The sequence below is a fragment of the Chitinophaga polysaccharea genome, from assembly GCF_007829335.1.
In the GTDB taxonomy this organism is placed as follows: domain Bacteria; phylum Bacteroidota; class Bacteroidia; order Chitinophagales; family Chitinophagaceae; genus Chitinophaga; species Chitinophaga polysaccharea_B.
This window is the reverse complement of the sequence record NZ_VIWO01000006.1, coordinates 251,340-268,867: the sequence shown is the minus strand read 5'-3', so window position 1 is coordinate 268,867 and position 17,528 is coordinate 251,340. Positions and strand designations below refer to the sequence as shown.

The window sequence follows — 17,528 nt, the reverse complement described above, 5'->3', positions numbered from 1 at the left end:
TCAATTATAAAGTGTCTATTTCCGCCTGGATATTTTGCCGGGCGCGTGTTTCATATAATTTCCTAAAGACAGGCGTATGATAAATGGCTGGCGCCTCAAGGAAATGCCGTAATAATTTTTTTCTGCCGGGTTTATACACCGCGTCAGGATAGATGAGATATTCGGTTCTGATTTGCCTGGCATATTCCTGGTAAATATCCGGAGCAGTACCTAATATAGCCAGGTCAAAGTCCAGGAAATAATCAAGGTCCTGGTTGTTCAGGGTGTTGATATGCGTTTTGGTAGCCAGGATAAACTCGCTGACCACCGTTATTTTTTCTGCCGGGTACTGCAGTTGTTGCAGATATTTTTCTGCTGCTTCTGCACTTCTTTCTTCATTGTCTTTAAATAGGATATTATATACCATATCATGAAAGAAGATGGCAAACAATACTATTTCCGGATCGCTGATGGCCGCTTTATGTGTTTCCAGCAGGGATATCAGCTGACGGATGTGTGCAAGATTGTGATAAGTCTGCTGGGCGCCGGTGTACATCATCGTGAGGTGCTCAAATTGATAATCTACCAGCGACGTATCTGTAGTCAGGTGCTGGTGTAATTGGGTCCAATGGGTCTTTAAGTCGTTATCGGTAAGCATAATCAGGTGCTTTTTGCTGGCACAATTTAAAGGAAAAAATACCGTAAAAAATAAGCGAGGCTGTATCAGTTACTGATACAGCCTCGCTGTTGTATGTTAAAAGCGTTAATTATGCTTTCTTGGCTGCCTGTGCACGGATCACGTTCAGGGCGCCACCTGCTTTAAACCACTCAATCTGTTGTTCATTGTAAGTGTGGTTTACCGGGAATTGCTCTGTGCTGCCATCTTTATGATGCAGTTCAACAGTCAGTTGCTTACCCGGAGCAAAGGTAGTCAGACCCAGGATATCGATGGTATCATCTTCCTGGATTTTATCGTAGTCTTCTTTGTTAGCGAAAGTCAAACCCAGCATACCTTGCTTTTTCAGGTTGGTTTCGTGGATACGGGCAAAAGATTTTACCAGGATAGCACGAACGCCGAGGTGACGTGGCTCCATTGCAGCGTGTTCGCGGCTGGAACCTTCACCATAGTTTTCATCACCCACTACAACAGCACCCAGACCAGCAGCTTTGTAAGCGCGCATAGTAGCTGGAACTGCACCGTATTCGCCAGTCAGCTCGTTCTTAACGGTATCAGTTTTGTCGTTGAATGCGTTTACCGCACCAATCAGCATGTTGTTGGAGATGTTATCCAGGTGACCACGGTATTTCAACCATGGACCCGCCATAGAGATATGGTCGGTAGTACATTTACCTTTTGCTTTGATCAGCAGTTTCAGGCCTTTCAGGTCAGTGCCTTCCCAGGCTGCAAATGGAGCCAGCAGCTGCAAACGATCGGAAGTAGGAGAAACAATTACCTGAACGCCGCTACCATCTTCAGCAGGAGCCTGATAACCGGCATCTTCTACTGCAAAACCTTTCACCGGTAGTTCAAAACCTTTAGGTTCATCCAGCTTCACCTGTTCGCCTTTCTTGTTGGTCAGGGTATCAGTCAGCGGGTTGAAAGTAAGGTCACCAGCGATAGCCAGCGCAGTTACGATTTCAGGAGAAGCAACGAATGCGTGGGTAGAAGCCAGACCATCATTTCTTTTCGCGAAGTTACGGTTGAAAGAAGTGATGATTGAGTTCTTACGGTTTGGATCATCGATGTGACGAGCCCATTGACCGATGCAGGGTCCGCAGGCGTTAGCCAGTACCACACCGCCTACCTGCGAAAAAGTATTCAACAGGCCATCTCTTTCGATGGTAAAACGCACCAGCTCAGAACCCGGTGTGATAGTATATTCAGATTTCATATCCAGTCCTTTGTCGATGGCCTGTTGAGCCAGGGATGCAGAACGGGAGATATCTTCGTAAGAAGAGTTGGTGCAGGAACCGATCAGGGCTACTTCCAGTTTCTCAGGCCAGTTGTTTTCTTTCACTGCCTGTGCAAATTTGGAGATAGGCCATGCCAGATCCGGGGTGAAAGGACCATTTACATAAGGTTCCAGTTCATCCAGGTTGATTTCGATTACCTGGTCATAGTATTTAGCAGGATCAGCGTATATTTCAGCATCCGGACGCAGGTGTTCTTTCACTGCGTCAGCTGCTGCTGCTACTTCCGCTCTGCTGGTTAGTTTCAGGTAGTCTGCCATTTTCTGGTCGTAAGCGAACAGGGAGCAGGTAGCACCGATTTCAGCACCCATGTTACAAATGGTAGCTTTACCGGTTGCGCTGAAGGAATCAGCACCCTCACCGAAGTATTCAACAATAGCACCGGTACCGCCTTTTACAGTCAGGATGCCTGCTACTTTCAGGATAATATCTTTTGCAGAAGTCCAACCACTCATTTTACCGGTCAGTTTCACACCGATCAGCTTTGGCATCTTCAGCTCCCAGGGCAAACCAGCCATCACGTCTACTGCGTCGGCACCGCCCACACCAATAGCCACCATACCCAAACCACCTGCATTAGGAGTGTGAGAGTCGGTACCAATCATCATACCGCCGGGGAATGCATAGTTTTCCAGTACTACCTGGTGGATGATACCCGCACCTGGTTTCCAGAAACCAATACCGTATTTGTCAGAGATAGAAGAAAGGAATGCGTAAACTTCTTTGTTTGTATCGTTAGCAGTCGCCAGATCTTGAACAGCGCCTACTTTAGCTTGTATCAGGTGATCACAGTGTACTGTTGACGGAACCGCAACTTTGTCACGACCAGCGGTCATGAACTGGAGCAACGCCATCTGGGCAGTTGCATCTTGCATCGCTACACGGTCTGGAGCAAAATCTACATAGGATTTGCCTCTTTCAAAAGGTGTAGAAGTAGGTGCGGATAAGTGTGCGTATAAAATCTTTTCGGCCAGGGTGAGCGGACGACCTAACATTTTCCGGGTCGCTTCCACTTTACCCGGTAATGCCGCATACACTCCTTTAATCATGTCAATATCAAACACCATGATAAAAAAAAATTTAAGAGCAGTTAAAAATTGGTTGCAAAATTACACTAAAAACAACAAGTTTTTAAATTAAATACTTAAGAGATACCTACTGTGTATAAACTTTCCGTCCCGGTAGGCTGTCGCCAAACTCCCGCTATACACGGAAAACAGGTGTTGAAAAATTATTAAAAAGTGTTATATTAAATTTATGCGCCCTGCTTACCAGGCAATATCCGGGTATATCAAAACCCCTCCCGGCGGCAAATTGCTGATATTCAGGATGCTAAACCAAGAGAGGGAAGGAGCCTTTTTCAGTTTGTTTTTCCAGCCGGAATTTGATAAATTTGGACTATGAACCGGATTAAAGACTTTGTGGAATGGAAAGCGTTCGGGGTTTGTACCGCTATTGGTGATAAACTGGGAGTTGCCACATCCCGCATACGCTTCTTTTTCATCTATGCCACTTTCCTTACAATGGGTTCCCCCGTCATTGTTTATATGATCCTTGCGTTCTGGGTAAATATGAAAAATTACATCCAGAATGCCAGAAGGAATCCCCTTCGCTATCTCTGATAAATAAATAAGCTAAAGTTATTAGGAATGCTTGTGGACAAGCATTAATACGCTCGTGAAGAAATGTGGGGTGAGGGGAGCGCTATGCTACGCCACATCGCATTAAACAATGCGGCGCCAATGTATTAATAAAAAACGCCGGCCTCACAATACTGCGAGGCCGGCGTTTTTATGTTTATTCCAGGTGGAAATTTGTCATGCCGTAATAGTGGTTCTGAAGTTCGTTCAGTGTGATTGGTGCATTCAGATTCCTGCTTTCATCCCGGTAGTGCAGCTGAAGTAAGGGTTTATGCCCATCTTCAAACATCCTGACTGAGAAAGGCCCTCTTACATATAAACTGCCGCCTGCGGGCGACGAAGCAGTTTCATCTTTGTGAAACTGTAGTTTCAACAAGGTAGCTTCCGTCAAATGAACTGGCAACAGGTTGTCCAGGTCGTACCAATACTCATTTTCATCCGTAGCTACCAACACTTTCTTATCCTCATGGTCTACCTGCAAAATCTTCCCCTCTTTTTCCATGCCTCCATAGTTTGTGATAACGGTATCACCTGATTTTAATTCGTGAATGCTAATCATAGTGAACAGAGTTTTATGTGCTATGAATTTACGGAAAAAAAGCTGAAAGCATCATGCGCTATTTAGCGCACTACCTTACGGATTTCTACCAGTTTTTCCAGCAGTTCTTCCAGCAGATCGAGGCGCAGCATGTTGGCGCCGTCAGATTTTGCTTTGGAAGGGTCGGGGTGTGTTTCTATAAACAGGCCATCAGCGCCGGTAGCAATAGCTGCTTTGGCGATGGTGCTGATCATTTGCGGATTACCGCCGGTTACACCGCTGGTTTGATTAGGCTGCTGCAGGGAGTGGGTACAATCCATTACCACCGGCTCGCCCAGGTGCTTCATAATCGGAATATTGCGGTAGTCAACCACCAGGTCCTGGTAACCGAAAGTAGTACCACGCTCGGTCAGGATAATATGATCATTACCGGCGCCCTTGATTTTTTCTACGGCAAATTTCATGGACTCTCCGCTGAGGAACTGCCCTTTCTTTACATTCACCACCTTACCAGTTTCTGCCGCTGCCAGCAGGATGTCTGTTTGACGGCACAGGAAAGCCGGTATCTGTAATACATCTACATAAGCCGCTGCCATAGCTGCTTCCGCTGCAGAGTGAATATCGGAGGTAACTGGAACGTTAAATGTTTTACCCACTTTTTGCAACAGCTCCAGTCCTTCTACATCGCCAATACCGGTGAAGGAATGTACGCTGGTACGGTTGGCCTTACGGTAAGAAGCTTTGAAGATATAGGGGATCTGTAAACGTTTACAAATCTTCGTTACTTTTTCCGCTACCGTCATCAGGATCTCTTCCTCTTCAATTACACAGGGGCCAGCAATCAGGAAAAAGTTCTCCGGGTTGTATTGCTCTTTAAATAATGCTTTTAAGTGCTTCATATCTTGAAAAAATTGGGTCATTTAATTGAAGGGGCAAAGATAGGCATTATCCGGCAAAGGCATGGGTCGAAAGGAGTGCATTTACCGTAATTGTCATGGTATTGTAATTCAAAACCATGTGCGCTGCTCATTTGTATTTTTATTGTTATCACATTGTCATCCGCTGAGGCGCCGTGAGTGGAAATAGCGACGAACCTGTTAATATTACGGTCCGATTTAAAAAGTAGCTTACAATTATATTTTTGTATGAAGAAAGATAAGATTCTGGTCATTGGCGCCTGTGGACAAATTGGCGTGGAGTTGACGCTGGCCTTAAGAAAGATGTATGGAGATACCAACGTGGTGGCTTCAGATCTGCGGGAAGAGCACGATTTGCTGAAAGGAACAGGCCCCTATGTGTCGCTGGATGTGATGAACAAGGAAATGCTGCATGTACTGGTGATCCGCCATAATATTACCCAGGTTTACCTGCTGGCGGCGATCCTGTCGGCCACCGGTGAAAAAAATCCGTTGCTGGCATGGCATATCAATATGCAAAGCCTGCTGAATGTACTGGATATTGCGAAAGAAGAAAACCTCGACAAAGTATACTGGCCTAGTTCCATCGCAGTATTCGGACCTAACTCTCCGGCGCAGGACACACCACAGCACACGATCATTGAGCCTACTACCATTTATGGTATCAGCAAATTTGCCGGTGAGCGCTGGTGCGAATACTATAACCACCGTTTCGGCGTAGATGTAAGAAGTTTGCGCTACCCCGGCCTGATCAGCTATAAATCAGCGCCAGGCGGCGGTACGACCGATTACGCGATCGAGATTTTCCATGAAGCCAAAGAACATCAGCACTATACCAGCTTCCTTTCTGAAAACACGTACCTCCCAATGATGTACATGCCGGATGCGATCAGGGCTACGATTGAACTGATGGAAGCGGATGCGGCTAAAATCAACGTGCGCTCTGCCTATAATCTTTCGGCAATGAGTTTCTCACCAAAAGAAATAGGTGCAGAAATTAAAAAGCATATTCCCGGGTTTACGATGGCTTATGCGCCGGATTATCGCCAGGAAATTGCAGACGGATGGCCAAACAGTATTGATGATACACTGGCCCGTCAGGATTGGGGCTGGAAACCAGAGTATGATCTGGCCCGCATGACGGAAGATATGCTGAAGAACATTTAGTATATCTGTAAAACAGAAGAAGCAGCTAAGTTATCCCATCTTAGCTGCTTCTTTTTTATGTGAATATGATTAGTCAATAAACCCTACCGCTACCGTGGTGTTGTTAAATTCATCGATGAGGATGAATGCACCATTGGCCGGGTTGTTTTGATAAGCATCTGCAAATATCGGGGCAGCAGTCTTGATAGCAACTTTACCGATATCGTTCAAGCCCATTTCTGTTTTATCTGCTTTCTGCAGGTGGTTGGTAACGTCTGTAATATATTGGATCTGCTGTACTTTTGCTTTCACCCGGTTAACGCCATGCTGCAGTAAATATGTTTTACCATTGGTCAGTTTTTGCTGATCCATCCAGCAGATACTGGCGCTTACTTCTTTCAGTTGCGGCGGTACCTCGGTGGTTTTCACCAGCATGTTACCGCGACTGCTATCTATTTCATCTTCTAGGGTAATCACTACGCTTTCACGTGCATGCGCTACCGTTAGTTGCTTTTCAAATTGCTCAATCGTTTTGATCCGGCTTTTTTGTCCCGATGGTAACGATATCACCTCATCGCCTACATTAAAATGACCGCTGGCCACTTTACCGGCAAAGCCGCGAAAATCATGGTATTCGGTAGTTCTGGGGCGGATCACACTTTGAATCGGGAAGCGGGCGGGATGCTGATTATCTTCATGGTCAAACGATACCTGTTCCAGGTATTCCAGCAGCGTATCGCCCTGGTACCAGCTGATGGTGCCGTTGCGGCTGGCTACATTTTCGCCGTACAGGGACGAAATCGGGATGAATTTTACTTCCTGGCCTTTGAAGGAGGCGTTGCTCAGCATTACCTGGAAATCTTCCACGATCTGGTTAAAGCGGGCTTCGCTGTAATCTACCAGGTCCATTTTATTCACACATACCACCAGGTAAGGGATGCGCAGCAGGTTAGCAATAAAGAAGTGACGGTGGGTTTGCTCCACAATTCCCTTGCGGGCGTCGATCAATATCAGGGATACCTGTGCATTGGAAGCACCTGTTACCATGTTGCGGGTATATTCAATATGCCCGGGGGTGTCTGCAATAATGTATTTGCGGGTAGGCGTAGAAAAATAGATATGCGCCACATCGATGGTGATACCTTGCTCACGCTCGGCTACCAGTCCATCGGTCAGCAGCGACAGATCCGTAAAATCAAGTCCTTTTCTTTTGCTGGCGGCGTGGAGTGCCTCCATTTTATCCTGGGGAATAGAATTGGTATCGTATAATAAACGGCCTATTAAAGTACTTTTACCATCATCTACACTACCGGAAGTGGCTATACGTAAAACCTCCATAATATTTTAGCTTTAAGATGCAGCGGCTTGCCGCTCAAAAAATGTGTTCAGTTAAATGAAAATACCAGGATACTGATTAAAAATATCCTGCCTGCTTTCTCTTTTCCATGGCGGCTTCTGAGCGTTTGTCGTCGATACGCGCACCCCTTTCAGAGATTTTAGCTTCCATGATTTCGGCAATAATATCTTCCAGTTTGTCTGCTTCGGAAAGTACTGCTGCGGTACAGGTCATATCGCCCACGGTACGGAAGCGTACTTTCTGGAGGAAAGGCACCTCATCGGCAGTTGTATTAAGGAAGGAGGAGTAAGGCCAGTAAAGACCATCGCGTTCAATGATTTCTCTTTCATGAGAGAAGTAGATAGATGGTATTTCCAGCTTTTCACGTACAATGTAATTCCATACATCCAGCTCAGTCCAGTTGGAGATCGGGAATACTCGTACGTTTTCGCCTATATTGATTTTTCCGTTGAGGATGTCGAACAGTTCAGGGCGTTGCATTTTAGCGTTCCACTGACCGAATTCATCTCTTACAGAAAATATTCTTTCTTTAGCGCGTGCTTTTTCTTCATCGCGGCGGGCGCCCCCGATGCAGGCATCAAACTTGCCTTCTTCGATGGCATCCAGCAGGGTAACGGTTTGCAGGGCGTTTCTGCTGGCATATTTGCCGGTTTCTTCCTGTACTTTTCCCTGGTCAATACTGTCCTGTACATTTCTTACAATGATATCCAGTCCCAGTGTGTTTACCAGCCAGTCGCGGAAAGCGATGGTTTCAGGGAAGTTGTGGCCGGTATCTACGTGCAGCAGGGAAAAAGGAATTTTACCGGGATAAAAAGCCTTTTGGGCCAGTCTTACGAGGGTGATAGAATCCTTTCCGCCGGAAAACAGGAGCACGGGCTTTTCGAACTGTGCTACCGTTTCGCGGAGTATATAGATGGCTTCATCTTCCAGTGCTTGTGGAAATTCCCAATTGATTTGATTAGTCATAGACTATAAATGATTTATGCTGAATTCTAAAAGCTATACTTGATCACTTTATCCGTGCAGGCCGCATTCTTTGTGCGACTGTTCCCACCACCAACGGCCGGCGCGCGGATGTTCTCCCGGCTCGATGGCGCGTGTACAGGGCGCGCAGCCAATGCTGATGAAGCCTTTATCATGCAGCTTATTGTAGGGAACATGGTACTTTTCCAGGTGAGCCAGTACTTCGTCGTAGCCCCAATGAATCAGCGGATTGTACTTATAAAGGTGGCGTTGTGCGTCCCATTCAAGGGTTTCCATGCCCTGACGGTTGTCAGACTGTTCTGCCCGGAGCCCGGTAATCCACACTTTTACGCCTTCCAGTGCACGGTTGAGTGGCACTACTTTACGGACACCACAACATTCCTTGCGGTTTTCCACCGATTCGTAAAAGCTGTTGGGCCCTTTGGCAGCTACCAGTTTTTCTACGGCAGCTGTTTCGGGATAAAATACTTCTACAGGCTGTTTGTAGCGGGCCATGGTCAGGTCCATTACATCGTATGTTTCCTGGAACAGGCGCCCTGTGTCGAGGGTAAAAACTCTAACCGGCAAATGGTTACGCCAGATAATATCTGCTATTACCTGGTCTTCCTGACCAAAGGAGGTTGAGAAAGCCACAGCCCCGGGGTATTGCTCTACCAGGTACTGTATTGACTCCTCCACCGATTTGTTGGCCAGTGCGGTGGTAATGTCTGTCATGTAGCTCTTCCTTATAAATTGATGTGTGTAGTGCCAGCGAGTGATTATGGTCACTCCCGTAACAAAAATACATAAAACCTATAAAAAAGATAGACTAATAGGGTAAAAAATTATTTCTTTCTTGCAAAGGGGCCATGGGAGAGGAGCCGAATGTTTAAAGCAGAAAGCAAAAAGCTATTAAAACGAATGATGTCAGCGAGTTATTAAAATATTCGCTCATATCATTCGTTTTAATAGCTTTTTGCTTTCTGCTTTAAGCTTTTGCTTAGCTCCGTGTCAGGATATCTTTCAACGTCTTGTTTTCCAATATTTTCAGGGCGGAATCCCTTACTTTTCCCATCACTTCATTCAGGCCGCAAACGGCTTCATCACGGCAATTTTCGCAACGCTCGTAGTAATTGAGGCTCACGCAGGGAAGCAGGGCAATAGGACCATCCAGCAAGCGAATAATCTTAGCTAATGCAATCTCCTTCGGAGGCCGCATCAGGTAGTAGCCACCACCTTTTCCTTTTTTACTGCCGAGAATCCCGGCATTCTTCAATTCCAACAGGATATTTTCCAGGAATTTGATAGAGATATTTTTCTCCTGGGCTATTTCAGAAATAAGGATAGGGCCCTTATCTACATTCTCTGCCAGGTGTACTAAAGCGTGAAAAGCGTATTGTGTTTTTTTTGATAACATACTGACTGATTTGCATCCCTCCCGGATGAACGAATAGTGCAGCGGGCACTTTTTATTATTCCTGTAAAGATAAGCAGTTTTTCGCTAGCAGCCAGTGGGGGCTAAAAGCAGGGATCGGGTGCTACAAACCCAATACCTCCCGCATAGTAAACACACCGGTTTTGCCCTTCAGCCATTCGGCCGCTACTACCGCACCGGCAGCAAATCCTTCCCGGGAATGCGCCGTATGCGTAATGGTAATATCATCGATGGCAGAAGTGTAACTGATAATATGCGTACCCGGCGCCGGATCTATTCTTTTAGAGATGATAGACAGGGTGTCGGGTTGATTGCTTTCTTCATTTACCCACTTGGTTTTGCGCGTTACCGACGACATTACCTGTTCAGCCAGGGAAAGCGCGGTGCCGCTGGGGGCGTCTTTCTTTTGGGTATGGTGAATTTCTTCCATCCACACATTATACTGCGGCTGATGTGCCATCAGTTCAGCCAGCTTTTTATTGACTTCAAAGAAGATATTGACGCCTATGCTGAAGTTGGTGGTATGTAAAAAAGCCTGTTTCTTTTCTTCACACAGTACTTTTATAGCCGGCAATTTATCGAGCCAGCCGGTAGTACCACTTACTACGGGTACATTGGCTTCAAAGCAGGTGATAATATTCTGGTAGGCGGTTTCCGGAACGGTAAATTCAATGGCTACATCTACCCCTGCCAGCTGTTCCTTTGTCAGCGGATGCTGGCTGCTGGTACGGAGTACTATTTCATGCCCTTTCGCAGTAGCAATGGCGTCTATAGCCTTTCCCATTTTCCCATATCCGATGAGCGCTATTTTCATGACCCTTATAGTTGTATGTTAGATGATGGATTGATACATGTGTGATCAGCGACCGGCAAAATACCGGCTTCCTTTGGACTTTTTATTGCCAATGGAAAGATGAATACCGATGCCCAGGGTACGGTTGTTAATCAATGTAGGAGATATCCGCATACTGAGGTCATCAGACATATCGAAATTACGCAGGTGCGCAAACACCGTGGCATCTACGATGTTTAAGCCATAAGCCAGTACAAAAAATAATACGGAATAATCTACATACTGCCGGAACTGATCCCGGTTGAGTTTCAGCGACTCGGTATCGAATTTTACGGTTTCCCCCGTATCATTGGTATCGGGGTTTCCATCTACCCGCAACCGGTAAGCGTCGCGGAACAGTTTGTAGGTCTTCATATTGTCTATAAAGAAATACGTACAGGTACCAATGGCAGCATATACCAGTGGCACTTTCCAGTATTCTCTGTTATAAACCTGCCCAAGGCCCGGCAGTACGGCCGAGTAGAGGGCTGCTTTACGCGGACTATGGGGCAACCTGGAGTCTGGAACGTAAGACGAATCGGTCAGCAACGCTTTATTCGCCTTTTTTACCGTGTCTGTACCTGGTGCAGGAACGGGCCGGATCAGGGTGTCCATGGTTTTGGCAATAGGGCGCAGGGTATCCTGTTGTGCCCGAAGCGGCAAAGCCGCTACCATGGCGAACAAAAGCAGTAAGCAAAAACGTTGTGATAAATGAAGTATTTGTTGAGCCGTGTTAGCCACCGTATATATCTATTTTTTCCAGGATGCTATCCAGTTCTTCGTCCGAATAGAATTCAATCAAAATACTGCCTTTGCCGCTCTTACCCCTGTCCAGTTTTACTTTGGTAGAGAAATGAGAGGAAAGCTTATCCTGGATCTTCTGAAATGCAGGAGGTAACTTTAGTTTAGCAGATGGCTGCTGACGGTTTTTGTCGGTTTGATTAATTCTGCGGGCCAGGTCTTCTGTTTGTCGTACCGACAAACCGGCTTTCAGAATTTCGTTGTAGAGGAAAAGCTGGTTTTCCACATTTTCCACGCCGGTCAATACACGGGCATGTCCCATGCTTAACTGGCCATTTCGTACGGCCACCTGGATATCCGGGGGCAGTTTAAGCAGGCGTATATAGTTGGTAACGGTACTTCTTTCCTTGCCCATACGGTCGGCCACCTGTTCCTGTGTAAGGGTACATTCTTCCATTAACCGTTTGTAGCTCAATCCTACCTCAATCGCGTTGAGGTTTTCGCGTTGGAGATTTTCCAGCAGCGCCAGTTCCAGCAGTTCCTGGTCATTCACCTGGCGAACATAAGCGGGGATATCTTTCAAACCAGCCAGTTTGCTGGCTCTTAAACGCCTTTCACCGGCTATCAGCTGGTATTTCTTACTGTTGACCTTTGATACCGTAATAGGTTGAATAATGTCGTGCAGTTTGATAGACTGGCTCAACTCCTGTAAAGAAACTTCATCAAAGTCGCGACGTGGCTGTTTCGGATTGGTTACAATCAGATCCAGCGGTATGCGTTCAATACCGGTAGCAGCAGCTACTACCTTATCACCCAGGGTACTGGCAGTATGCTTCAGATCTGTATCAATGTTTTGAAGCAGAGAGCGGATGCCCTTACCCAACGCCTCTTTCTTACTTGGATTGGTCATCGTTAATAGCTAGGATTTTGTCTTTGGATTTAATTTTGGTGTAGTTATGTTTTTGCAGGATTTCCTTGGCCAGGTTCAGGTAGTTGATAGCTCCTGTGCTGGCGGCATCATACATAATTACAGATTTACCAAAGCTGGGAGCCTCTCCCAGTTTGGTGTTGCGGTGAATGATGGTGTTAAACACACTTTCTTCAAAATGTTGTTTTACCTCATCCACAACCTGGTTACTCAGGCGCAAACGACCATCGTACATGGTCATCAGGATGCCTTCTATTTCCAGCGCTGTATTTAAGCGGCTTTGTACAATTTTTATCGTATTCAGCAATTTACCCAAACCTTCCAGGGCAAAGAATTCGCATTGTACCGGGATAATCACCGAGTTGGAAGCCACCAGGGCATTTACCGTGATCAGGCCCAGGGAAGGGGAGCAGTCTACAATCACAAAATCATAGTCCGATGCCACGCTATCAATCACCTGTTTCATCACCCGTTCCCGGTTGGGATGGTTGATGAGCTCCAGTTCTGCCCCTACCAGGTCGATATGGGAAGGCAGCACTTTCAGGTTGGGAGTATCTGATTCCAGTACTACATCTTTGGCCTGCACATCGTTCACCATACAGTCGTACAAACTCTGCTGCACATTGCGCAGGTCGAAACCCAGCCCCGTAGTGCTGTTGGCCTGCGGGTCGGCATCTACCAACAGTGTTTTAAATTCCAGCACAGCCAGGCTGCTTGCCAGGTTTATTGCACTTGTAGTTTTTCCTACGCCACCTTTCTGGTTAGCGATTGCGATTATTCTAGCCATTGTGTTGTTTAAAAATTCTAAGGTTATTTATAGGATAAAGGATAAATCAGCTATGATCACTTCCTCCTCAAACCTCTATAGTACTTCCTATTTCAGGAAGTATCAAATCCAGACCAGCATCTCCGAATTGCCCGATTGCTTCAACGGGATCAATTTTTACATAGCCAAAAGTATTGTAATGAACACCCACTATCCTGTCGCATTCTATTAATTCGGCCGCTGCAATGGCATCCGTAATACCCATTGTGAAATTATCACCAATCGGTAATACAGCAAAATCCAGGGTAGCAATAGATGGCACCAGCTCCATATCCAGGGTGAGCGCCGTATCACCGGAATAATAAAAATTTCCTTCTTCCGTCATAAATATAAAGCCCATCGGGTTGCCGCCGTAAGTGCCGTCCGGTAAACTGCTGGAATGCTGTGCTACCACGCATTTTACGGTACCAAACTCAAAAGCCCATTTACCACCGGTATTCATGGGATGCAGCTTTGTCAACCCCTGTTTACCTGCCCAGGTAACAATTTCATAATTGGATACCACGGTAGCCCCGGTGCGCTTTGCCAGGTCAATCAGGTCGGCGGTATGGTCTTCATGCCCATGCGACACAAAAATATAATCCGCCTTTATGGCATGAATGTCTACTTTTTTTGCCAGCTCGTTGTGCGTAATGAAAGGATCAAAAAGAATGTTTTTTCCCTTTATTTCCACTGCAAAACAAGAATGTCCGTAACAAGTATACTTCATAATCAATTCATTTGAATAATACCACCCACCAACGGCGGGCGATAAATCGTCCCGTAACTGGTAATTAATCTACGCCTTATATCTAAAAGTAACGATTAAAAGTAGCTCAATCGGACAAAAATACAACGATTACATAAAAATCGGGTGCTGCAGTATATTTATTTATACACAAACTGTTCGCAGAACAGGCTCCCGTCCTCTGTTAACGGGTTAATTTTTAGCCGGTTTCGGCCTCCGCATGACTAATATATTATTAAAATATTAAAGTTATCTTCGTTAACCGGTCAGCCAGCAAATGTACTGTTTCCCCTAACTTAACAAAAAAAATAAAACATACAATTCTTCTCCTTGTTATTCGTCTATATACTTGCAAGACCTGTTTTAACTTTTTCGACCAGTTTACTTGCGCTAAATTGCTATCTGGTTATAAACTATATTAAAAATTCATAATGCGACCCGGGTTAAACTCTATTATTCTGATTTTTTTTCTACTGTTGTTAGATATTTACGTTTTCCAGGCCATTAGAGCCATGGTCTATATGTCGGCTCCACGGGTCCGGAACATTACCTATACGATTTACTGGTTTATTTCAATCAGCTGCCTCCTGATGGTGGCCCTGTTGCCCTATATCAACTGGCATAGCTGGCCCCCCGTGCTGAAATCCTATCTCATGGCTATTTTTATGGGCCTGGTGGTAGCCAAGCTCCTGGTATCCGTGTTTTTATTGATCGACGACCTCCGGAGAGGGGTGGTATGGATCATCCGCCGATTTTCTGGTAGCACACCGGCTGTGCCGGATGGCAGTGGGGTAGTGAGCGGACTCACCCGCTCTCAGTTCCTGAACCGCCTGGGGCTTATTGCAGGAGGCACCCTCTTTGCATCCCTGGTATATGGGTTTTCCAATAAATACAATTACCGCATACACCGGATTAAAATGGGCTTTAAGCACCTGCCCAACGCTTTCAGGGGCATGCGTATTGTACAGATATCCGATATCCACTCCGGCAGCTTCGCCAACCGCGAGGCCGTACTCAAAGGTATTAAGATGATCAACGATCAAAAGCCCGACCTGGTACTATTTACCGGCGATCTGGTCAACGACCGGGCCGTGGAAATGGCCGATTGGATGGATGTATTCAGGGAGGTAAAAGCACCTATGGGCGTGTATTCTACCCTGGGCAACCACGACTACGGCGATTATTACCCCTGGCCCGATAAAACGCCCAACGGCTATAGCGCTATGCAGCATGCTAACCTGGACCAGGTGAAGGCCTTACATGGGGAGCTGGGATGGAAACTGATGATGAACGAAAATGTAGTACTGGAGCGCGGTGGTGAAAAAATAGCCCTGCTCGGGGTGGAAAACTGGAGTTCCATTAAGCGTTTTCCCCGCTACGGCGACCTGAAACGGGCCTACGAAGGTGTGGCAGATATTCCCTTTAAAATATTGATGTCGCACGACCCCACCCATTGGGATGCACAGGTGCGCCCGGAATATCCCGACATTTCCCTGACCCTCGCCGGCCATACCCACGGTATGCAGTTCGGCGTGGAAATTCCTGGCTTAAAATGGAGCCCGGCGCAGTACTTTTATAAACAGTGGGCCGGATTATATAAGAAAGGCGACCAATTCCTGTACGTTAACCGTGGATTCGGTTTCCTCGGATACCCCGGACGGGTGGGCATATTGCCGGAGATTACAGTGATAGATCTGACCTGATTGCTGGCCGGCCGACAGAAAAGCGCTGTTTAACCCCCTATTCCCCTTATTCACGGGATAGGGGGTGTTAAATACTGAATTACTCTTATCTTGCAGTCAGTACTTTTAAAACATGCGCCTATACTTCTTAACGTTCCTGTTGCTATGTAGCCGTGTTGCAACCGGACAGACTTTAGCAGAGCTGGAGAAACAGCTGGACTCATTGCTGCAGAAGCAGCAAAAGAGCGAAGTGGTGGTGGGCGTTGGGTATGGTAATAATCCTGCTTACGGCAGTAAGGTCACCAACTTTGAGTTGCCAATTGTTTTGAAAACATTTGTAGCTCCCTCTCTGAGTTATTATCATAAAAGCGGTGTATACGCAAGCGTTAGCGCTTATTATCTTTTCAATTCAGATCATCAGCCATGGTTTGAATGGGATCTGACTGCCGGTTATGACTATACGAAAAACAAAGACTTCCTCACTGGCATTTCCTATACCCACTACCTGTTTGCCGATTCCACAGATGTGCCTGCTACACCTATCCGGAATGAAATATTTACTTACTTCTACTATCGCCGCTGGTGGCTGCAACCTGGTGTGAGCCTGGATTACGGCTGGGGAAAGGACGTGTCTGAAGGCATGCACAAAAGAGAAACCCTGCGGGGCAATGATTTCAATACCATCGTATCGGTAAGGCATCCGTTTATATTTTCCAGCGTATTGGGCCGTATGGATGTATTAATGCTCACCCCTTCCGTTAACTTCACGATGGGCACCGCCAACTATTACAGCAATCTTAAGGCATTCCAATATATCACCCGCTCTCCCAAGCTGAGTAAAATAGTAAAGCACCCGGGAAAAGAGCTGAATTTTGAAGATCATACCGAGTTTGCGCCCCGCGCCCTGGATCTTACCCTCAATTTATCGTATTTTATTGGTCGCTTTAACCTGGCTCCCGCCTTCACTGTTTTCAAGCCTTTCACCGGTGTGGATCAGGGGATTATGAGTTACTTCACTGCCCGTATGGCCTACAGTTTTTGATTTTTTTAACAAGTAGCACGGAATTTGTATTTACGGAATTTGTAATTACAAAATAGGGGTAACGTTTCCCTGGGACGTCTATATTTTAACCATTACTAACAATTCAAGATTTATGAAAAAACTGTTTTTCGCCGCAGCGTTGCTGACGATGACCGCCGTAACCGCCGTAAATGCCCAAACCACGAAGTTTCTGCGCTTCGGTATCAAGGGCGGTGCCAACCTTGGAAAGCTTGACGGAACTGGTTTTCAGGATGGGTTTAAATTAGGCTACCACTTGGGAGGTTTCGCTCAACTGAATCTGGTAAAAGGATTCGGAGTACAGGGAGAGGTGATTTTCTCTTCTATCAAAACAGAAACTACCGACAACTTTAGCGACATCTACAAGAATGTAAGTACTTCCGATAACCGCAAAAAAGTAAACCTCAACTACCTTAGCATTCCTTTATTAGCTAACATTGATTTAGGTACCCCGCGCCTGAAACTTCAGGTAGGACCTCAGTTTGGTGCTATGGTCAGCGACAGGAAAGTATTTGGCGCTGCCAATGAGGCTTTCAAAGGTGGTGAAATTTCCGGTGTTGCCGGTTTATGGTTACAACTGCCTATCGTAAACGTAAGTGCCCGCTACATCATCGGCTTCAATGATGTGAAGAATGCAGAAAGCGTTACCAACACCAGCAACTGGAAAAACCAGAGCATTCAGCTGGGTGTAGGGGTAAGCTTCTAAAAGTACCGCAAAGTATAGCTTTCCATAAAAAGCAGCGAAGACAAATGTGTATCACATTTGTCTTCGCTGCTTTTTTGCTA

18 protein-coding genes are annotated in these 17,528 nt (G+C 46.1%); 5 read left to right on the top strand and 13 right to left on the bottom strand.

Going from position 1 to position 17,528, the window contains the following annotated elements:
* Window positions 1-4 precede the first annotated feature (4 nt).
* Window positions 5-637 (bottom strand): HD domain-containing protein, encoded by a 633-nt coding sequence (locus FHW36_RS20420; protein ID WP_145671439.1) that lies wholly within the window; start codon window positions 635-637, stop codon window positions 5-7.
* A 109-nt stretch (window positions 638-746) separates the two neighbouring features.
* The gene (locus tag FHW36_RS20415; protein ID WP_145671438.1) at window positions 747-3,017 is read right to left on the bottom strand and encodes an aconitate hydratase; all 2,271 of its coding nucleotides are present in this window, start codon (window positions 3,015-3,017) and stop codon (window positions 747-749) included.
* 333 nt (window positions 3,018-3,350) lie between these two features.
* Here FHW36_RS20415 and FHW36_RS20410 point away from each other — a divergent pair, with 333 nt between their 5' ends.
* The gene (locus FHW36_RS20410) at window positions 3,351-3,572 is read left to right on the top strand and encodes a PspC domain-containing protein (RefSeq protein WP_145671437.1); all 222 of its coding nucleotides are present in this window, start codon (window positions 3,351-3,353) and stop codon (window positions 3,570-3,572) included.
* 175 nt (window positions 3,573-3,747) lie between these two features.
* On the opposite strand, the gene FHW36_RS20405 is transcribed toward FHW36_RS20410, so the two are convergent.
* Together FHW36_RS20405 and kdsA are read right to left on the bottom strand one after the other, a co-directional pair.
* Window positions 3,748-4,149 (bottom strand): hypothetical protein, encoded by a 402-nt coding sequence (locus tag FHW36_RS20405; RefSeq protein ID WP_145671436.1) that lies wholly within the window; start codon window positions 4,147-4,149, stop codon window positions 3,748-3,750.
* Window positions 4,150-4,211: 62 nt separating this feature from the next.
* Window positions 4,212-5,027 (bottom strand): 3-deoxy-8-phosphooctulonate synthase, encoded by an 816-nt coding sequence (gene kdsA / locus FHW36_RS20400; protein WP_186452541.1) that lies wholly within the window; start codon window positions 5,025-5,027, stop codon window positions 4,212-4,214.
* A 246-nt stretch (window positions 5,028-5,273) separates the two neighbouring features.
* Between kdsA and FHW36_RS20395 the strand changes: the two genes are divergently transcribed.
* A complete protein-coding gene (locus FHW36_RS20395; protein ID WP_145671434.1) occupies window positions 5,274-6,212 on the top strand; it encodes an NAD-dependent epimerase/dehydratase family protein in 939 nt (312 codons plus the stop codon).
* Window positions 6,213-6,281: 69 nt separating this feature from the next.
* Here FHW36_RS20395 and FHW36_RS20390 read toward each other — a convergent pair whose 3' ends face one another.
* From FHW36_RS20390 to FHW36_RS20350, 9 genes are all read right to left on the bottom strand, one after another.
* Complete coding sequence (locus tag FHW36_RS20390; RefSeq protein ID WP_145671433.1) at window positions 6,282-7,529, bottom strand: sulfate adenylyltransferase subunit 1; 1,248 nt, start codon at window positions 7,527-7,529, stop codon at window positions 6,282-6,284.
* Window positions 7,530-7,605: 76 nt separating this feature from the next.
* Window positions 7,606-8,514 carry a sulfate adenylyltransferase subunit CysD gene (gene cysD / locus FHW36_RS20385; RefSeq protein ID WP_145671432.1) on the bottom strand — a complete coding sequence of 303 codons (909 nt, stop codon included), beginning with the start codon at window positions 8,512-8,514 and terminating at the stop codon, window positions 7,606-7,608.
* Window positions 8,515-8,562: 48 nt separating this feature from the next.
* Window positions 8,563-9,246 carry a phosphoadenylyl-sulfate reductase gene (locus FHW36_RS20380; RefSeq protein ID WP_145671431.1) on the bottom strand — a complete coding sequence of 228 codons (684 nt, stop codon included), beginning with the start codon at window positions 9,244-9,246 and terminating at the stop codon, window positions 8,563-8,565.
* A gap of 265 nt (window positions 9,247-9,511) precedes the next feature.
* The gene (locus FHW36_RS20375; RefSeq protein ID WP_145671430.1) at window positions 9,512-9,928 is read right to left on the bottom strand and encodes an RrF2 family transcriptional regulator; all 417 of its coding nucleotides are present in this window, start codon (window positions 9,926-9,928) and stop codon (window positions 9,512-9,514) included.
* A gap of 121 nt (window positions 9,929-10,049) precedes the next feature.
* Complete coding sequence (dapB, locus tag FHW36_RS20370) at window positions 10,050-10,760, bottom strand: 4-hydroxy-tetrahydrodipicolinate reductase (RefSeq protein WP_145671429.1); 711 nt, start codon at window positions 10,758-10,760, stop codon at window positions 10,050-10,052.
* Between the two features lie 45 nt (window positions 10,761-10,805).
* Window positions 10,806-11,519 carry a DUF5683 domain-containing protein gene (locus FHW36_RS20365; RefSeq protein ID WP_145671428.1) on the bottom strand — a complete coding sequence of 238 codons (714 nt, stop codon included), beginning with the start codon at window positions 11,517-11,519 and terminating at the stop codon, window positions 10,806-10,808.
* The gene (locus tag FHW36_RS20360) at window positions 11,512-12,429 is read right to left on the bottom strand and encodes a ParB/RepB/Spo0J family partition protein (RefSeq protein ID WP_145671427.1); all 918 of its coding nucleotides are present in this window, start codon (window positions 12,427-12,429) and stop codon (window positions 11,512-11,514) included. The genes FHW36_RS20365 and FHW36_RS20360 overlap by 8 nt, the downstream gene beginning before the upstream one ends.
* Entirely contained in the window at window positions 12,413-13,234 is an 822-nt protein-coding gene (locus tag FHW36_RS20355; RefSeq protein ID WP_145671426.1) for a ParA family protein, read from the bottom strand. Before FHW36_RS20355 ends, FHW36_RS20360 begins: the two co-directional genes overlap by 17 nt.
* 67 nt (window positions 13,235-13,301) lie before the next feature.
* Entirely contained in the window at window positions 13,302-13,982 is a 681-nt protein-coding gene (locus FHW36_RS20350; protein ID WP_145671425.1) for a metal-dependent hydrolase, read from the bottom strand.
* A 539-nt stretch (window positions 13,983-14,521) separates the two neighbouring features.
* Here FHW36_RS20350 and FHW36_RS20345 point away from each other — a divergent pair.
* From FHW36_RS20345 to FHW36_RS20335, 3 genes are all read left to right on the top strand, one after another.
* On the top strand, window positions 14,522-15,703 hold the full coding sequence (locus tag FHW36_RS20345) for a metallophosphoesterase (RefSeq protein ID WP_246121201.1): 1,182 nt from the start codon (window positions 14,522-14,524) through the stop codon (window positions 15,701-15,703).
* A gap of 112 nt (window positions 15,704-15,815) precedes the next feature.
* Window positions 15,816-16,724 (top strand): hypothetical protein, encoded by a 909-nt coding sequence (locus FHW36_RS20340; protein ID WP_145671423.1) that lies wholly within the window; start codon window positions 15,816-15,818, stop codon window positions 16,722-16,724.
* A gap of 112 nt (window positions 16,725-16,836) precedes the next feature.
* On the top strand, window positions 16,837-17,448 hold the full coding sequence (locus FHW36_RS20335) for a porin family protein (protein ID WP_145671422.1): 612 nt from the start codon (window positions 16,837-16,839) through the stop codon (window positions 17,446-17,448).
* The last annotated feature ends 80 nt before the right edge of the window (window positions 17,449-17,528 follow it).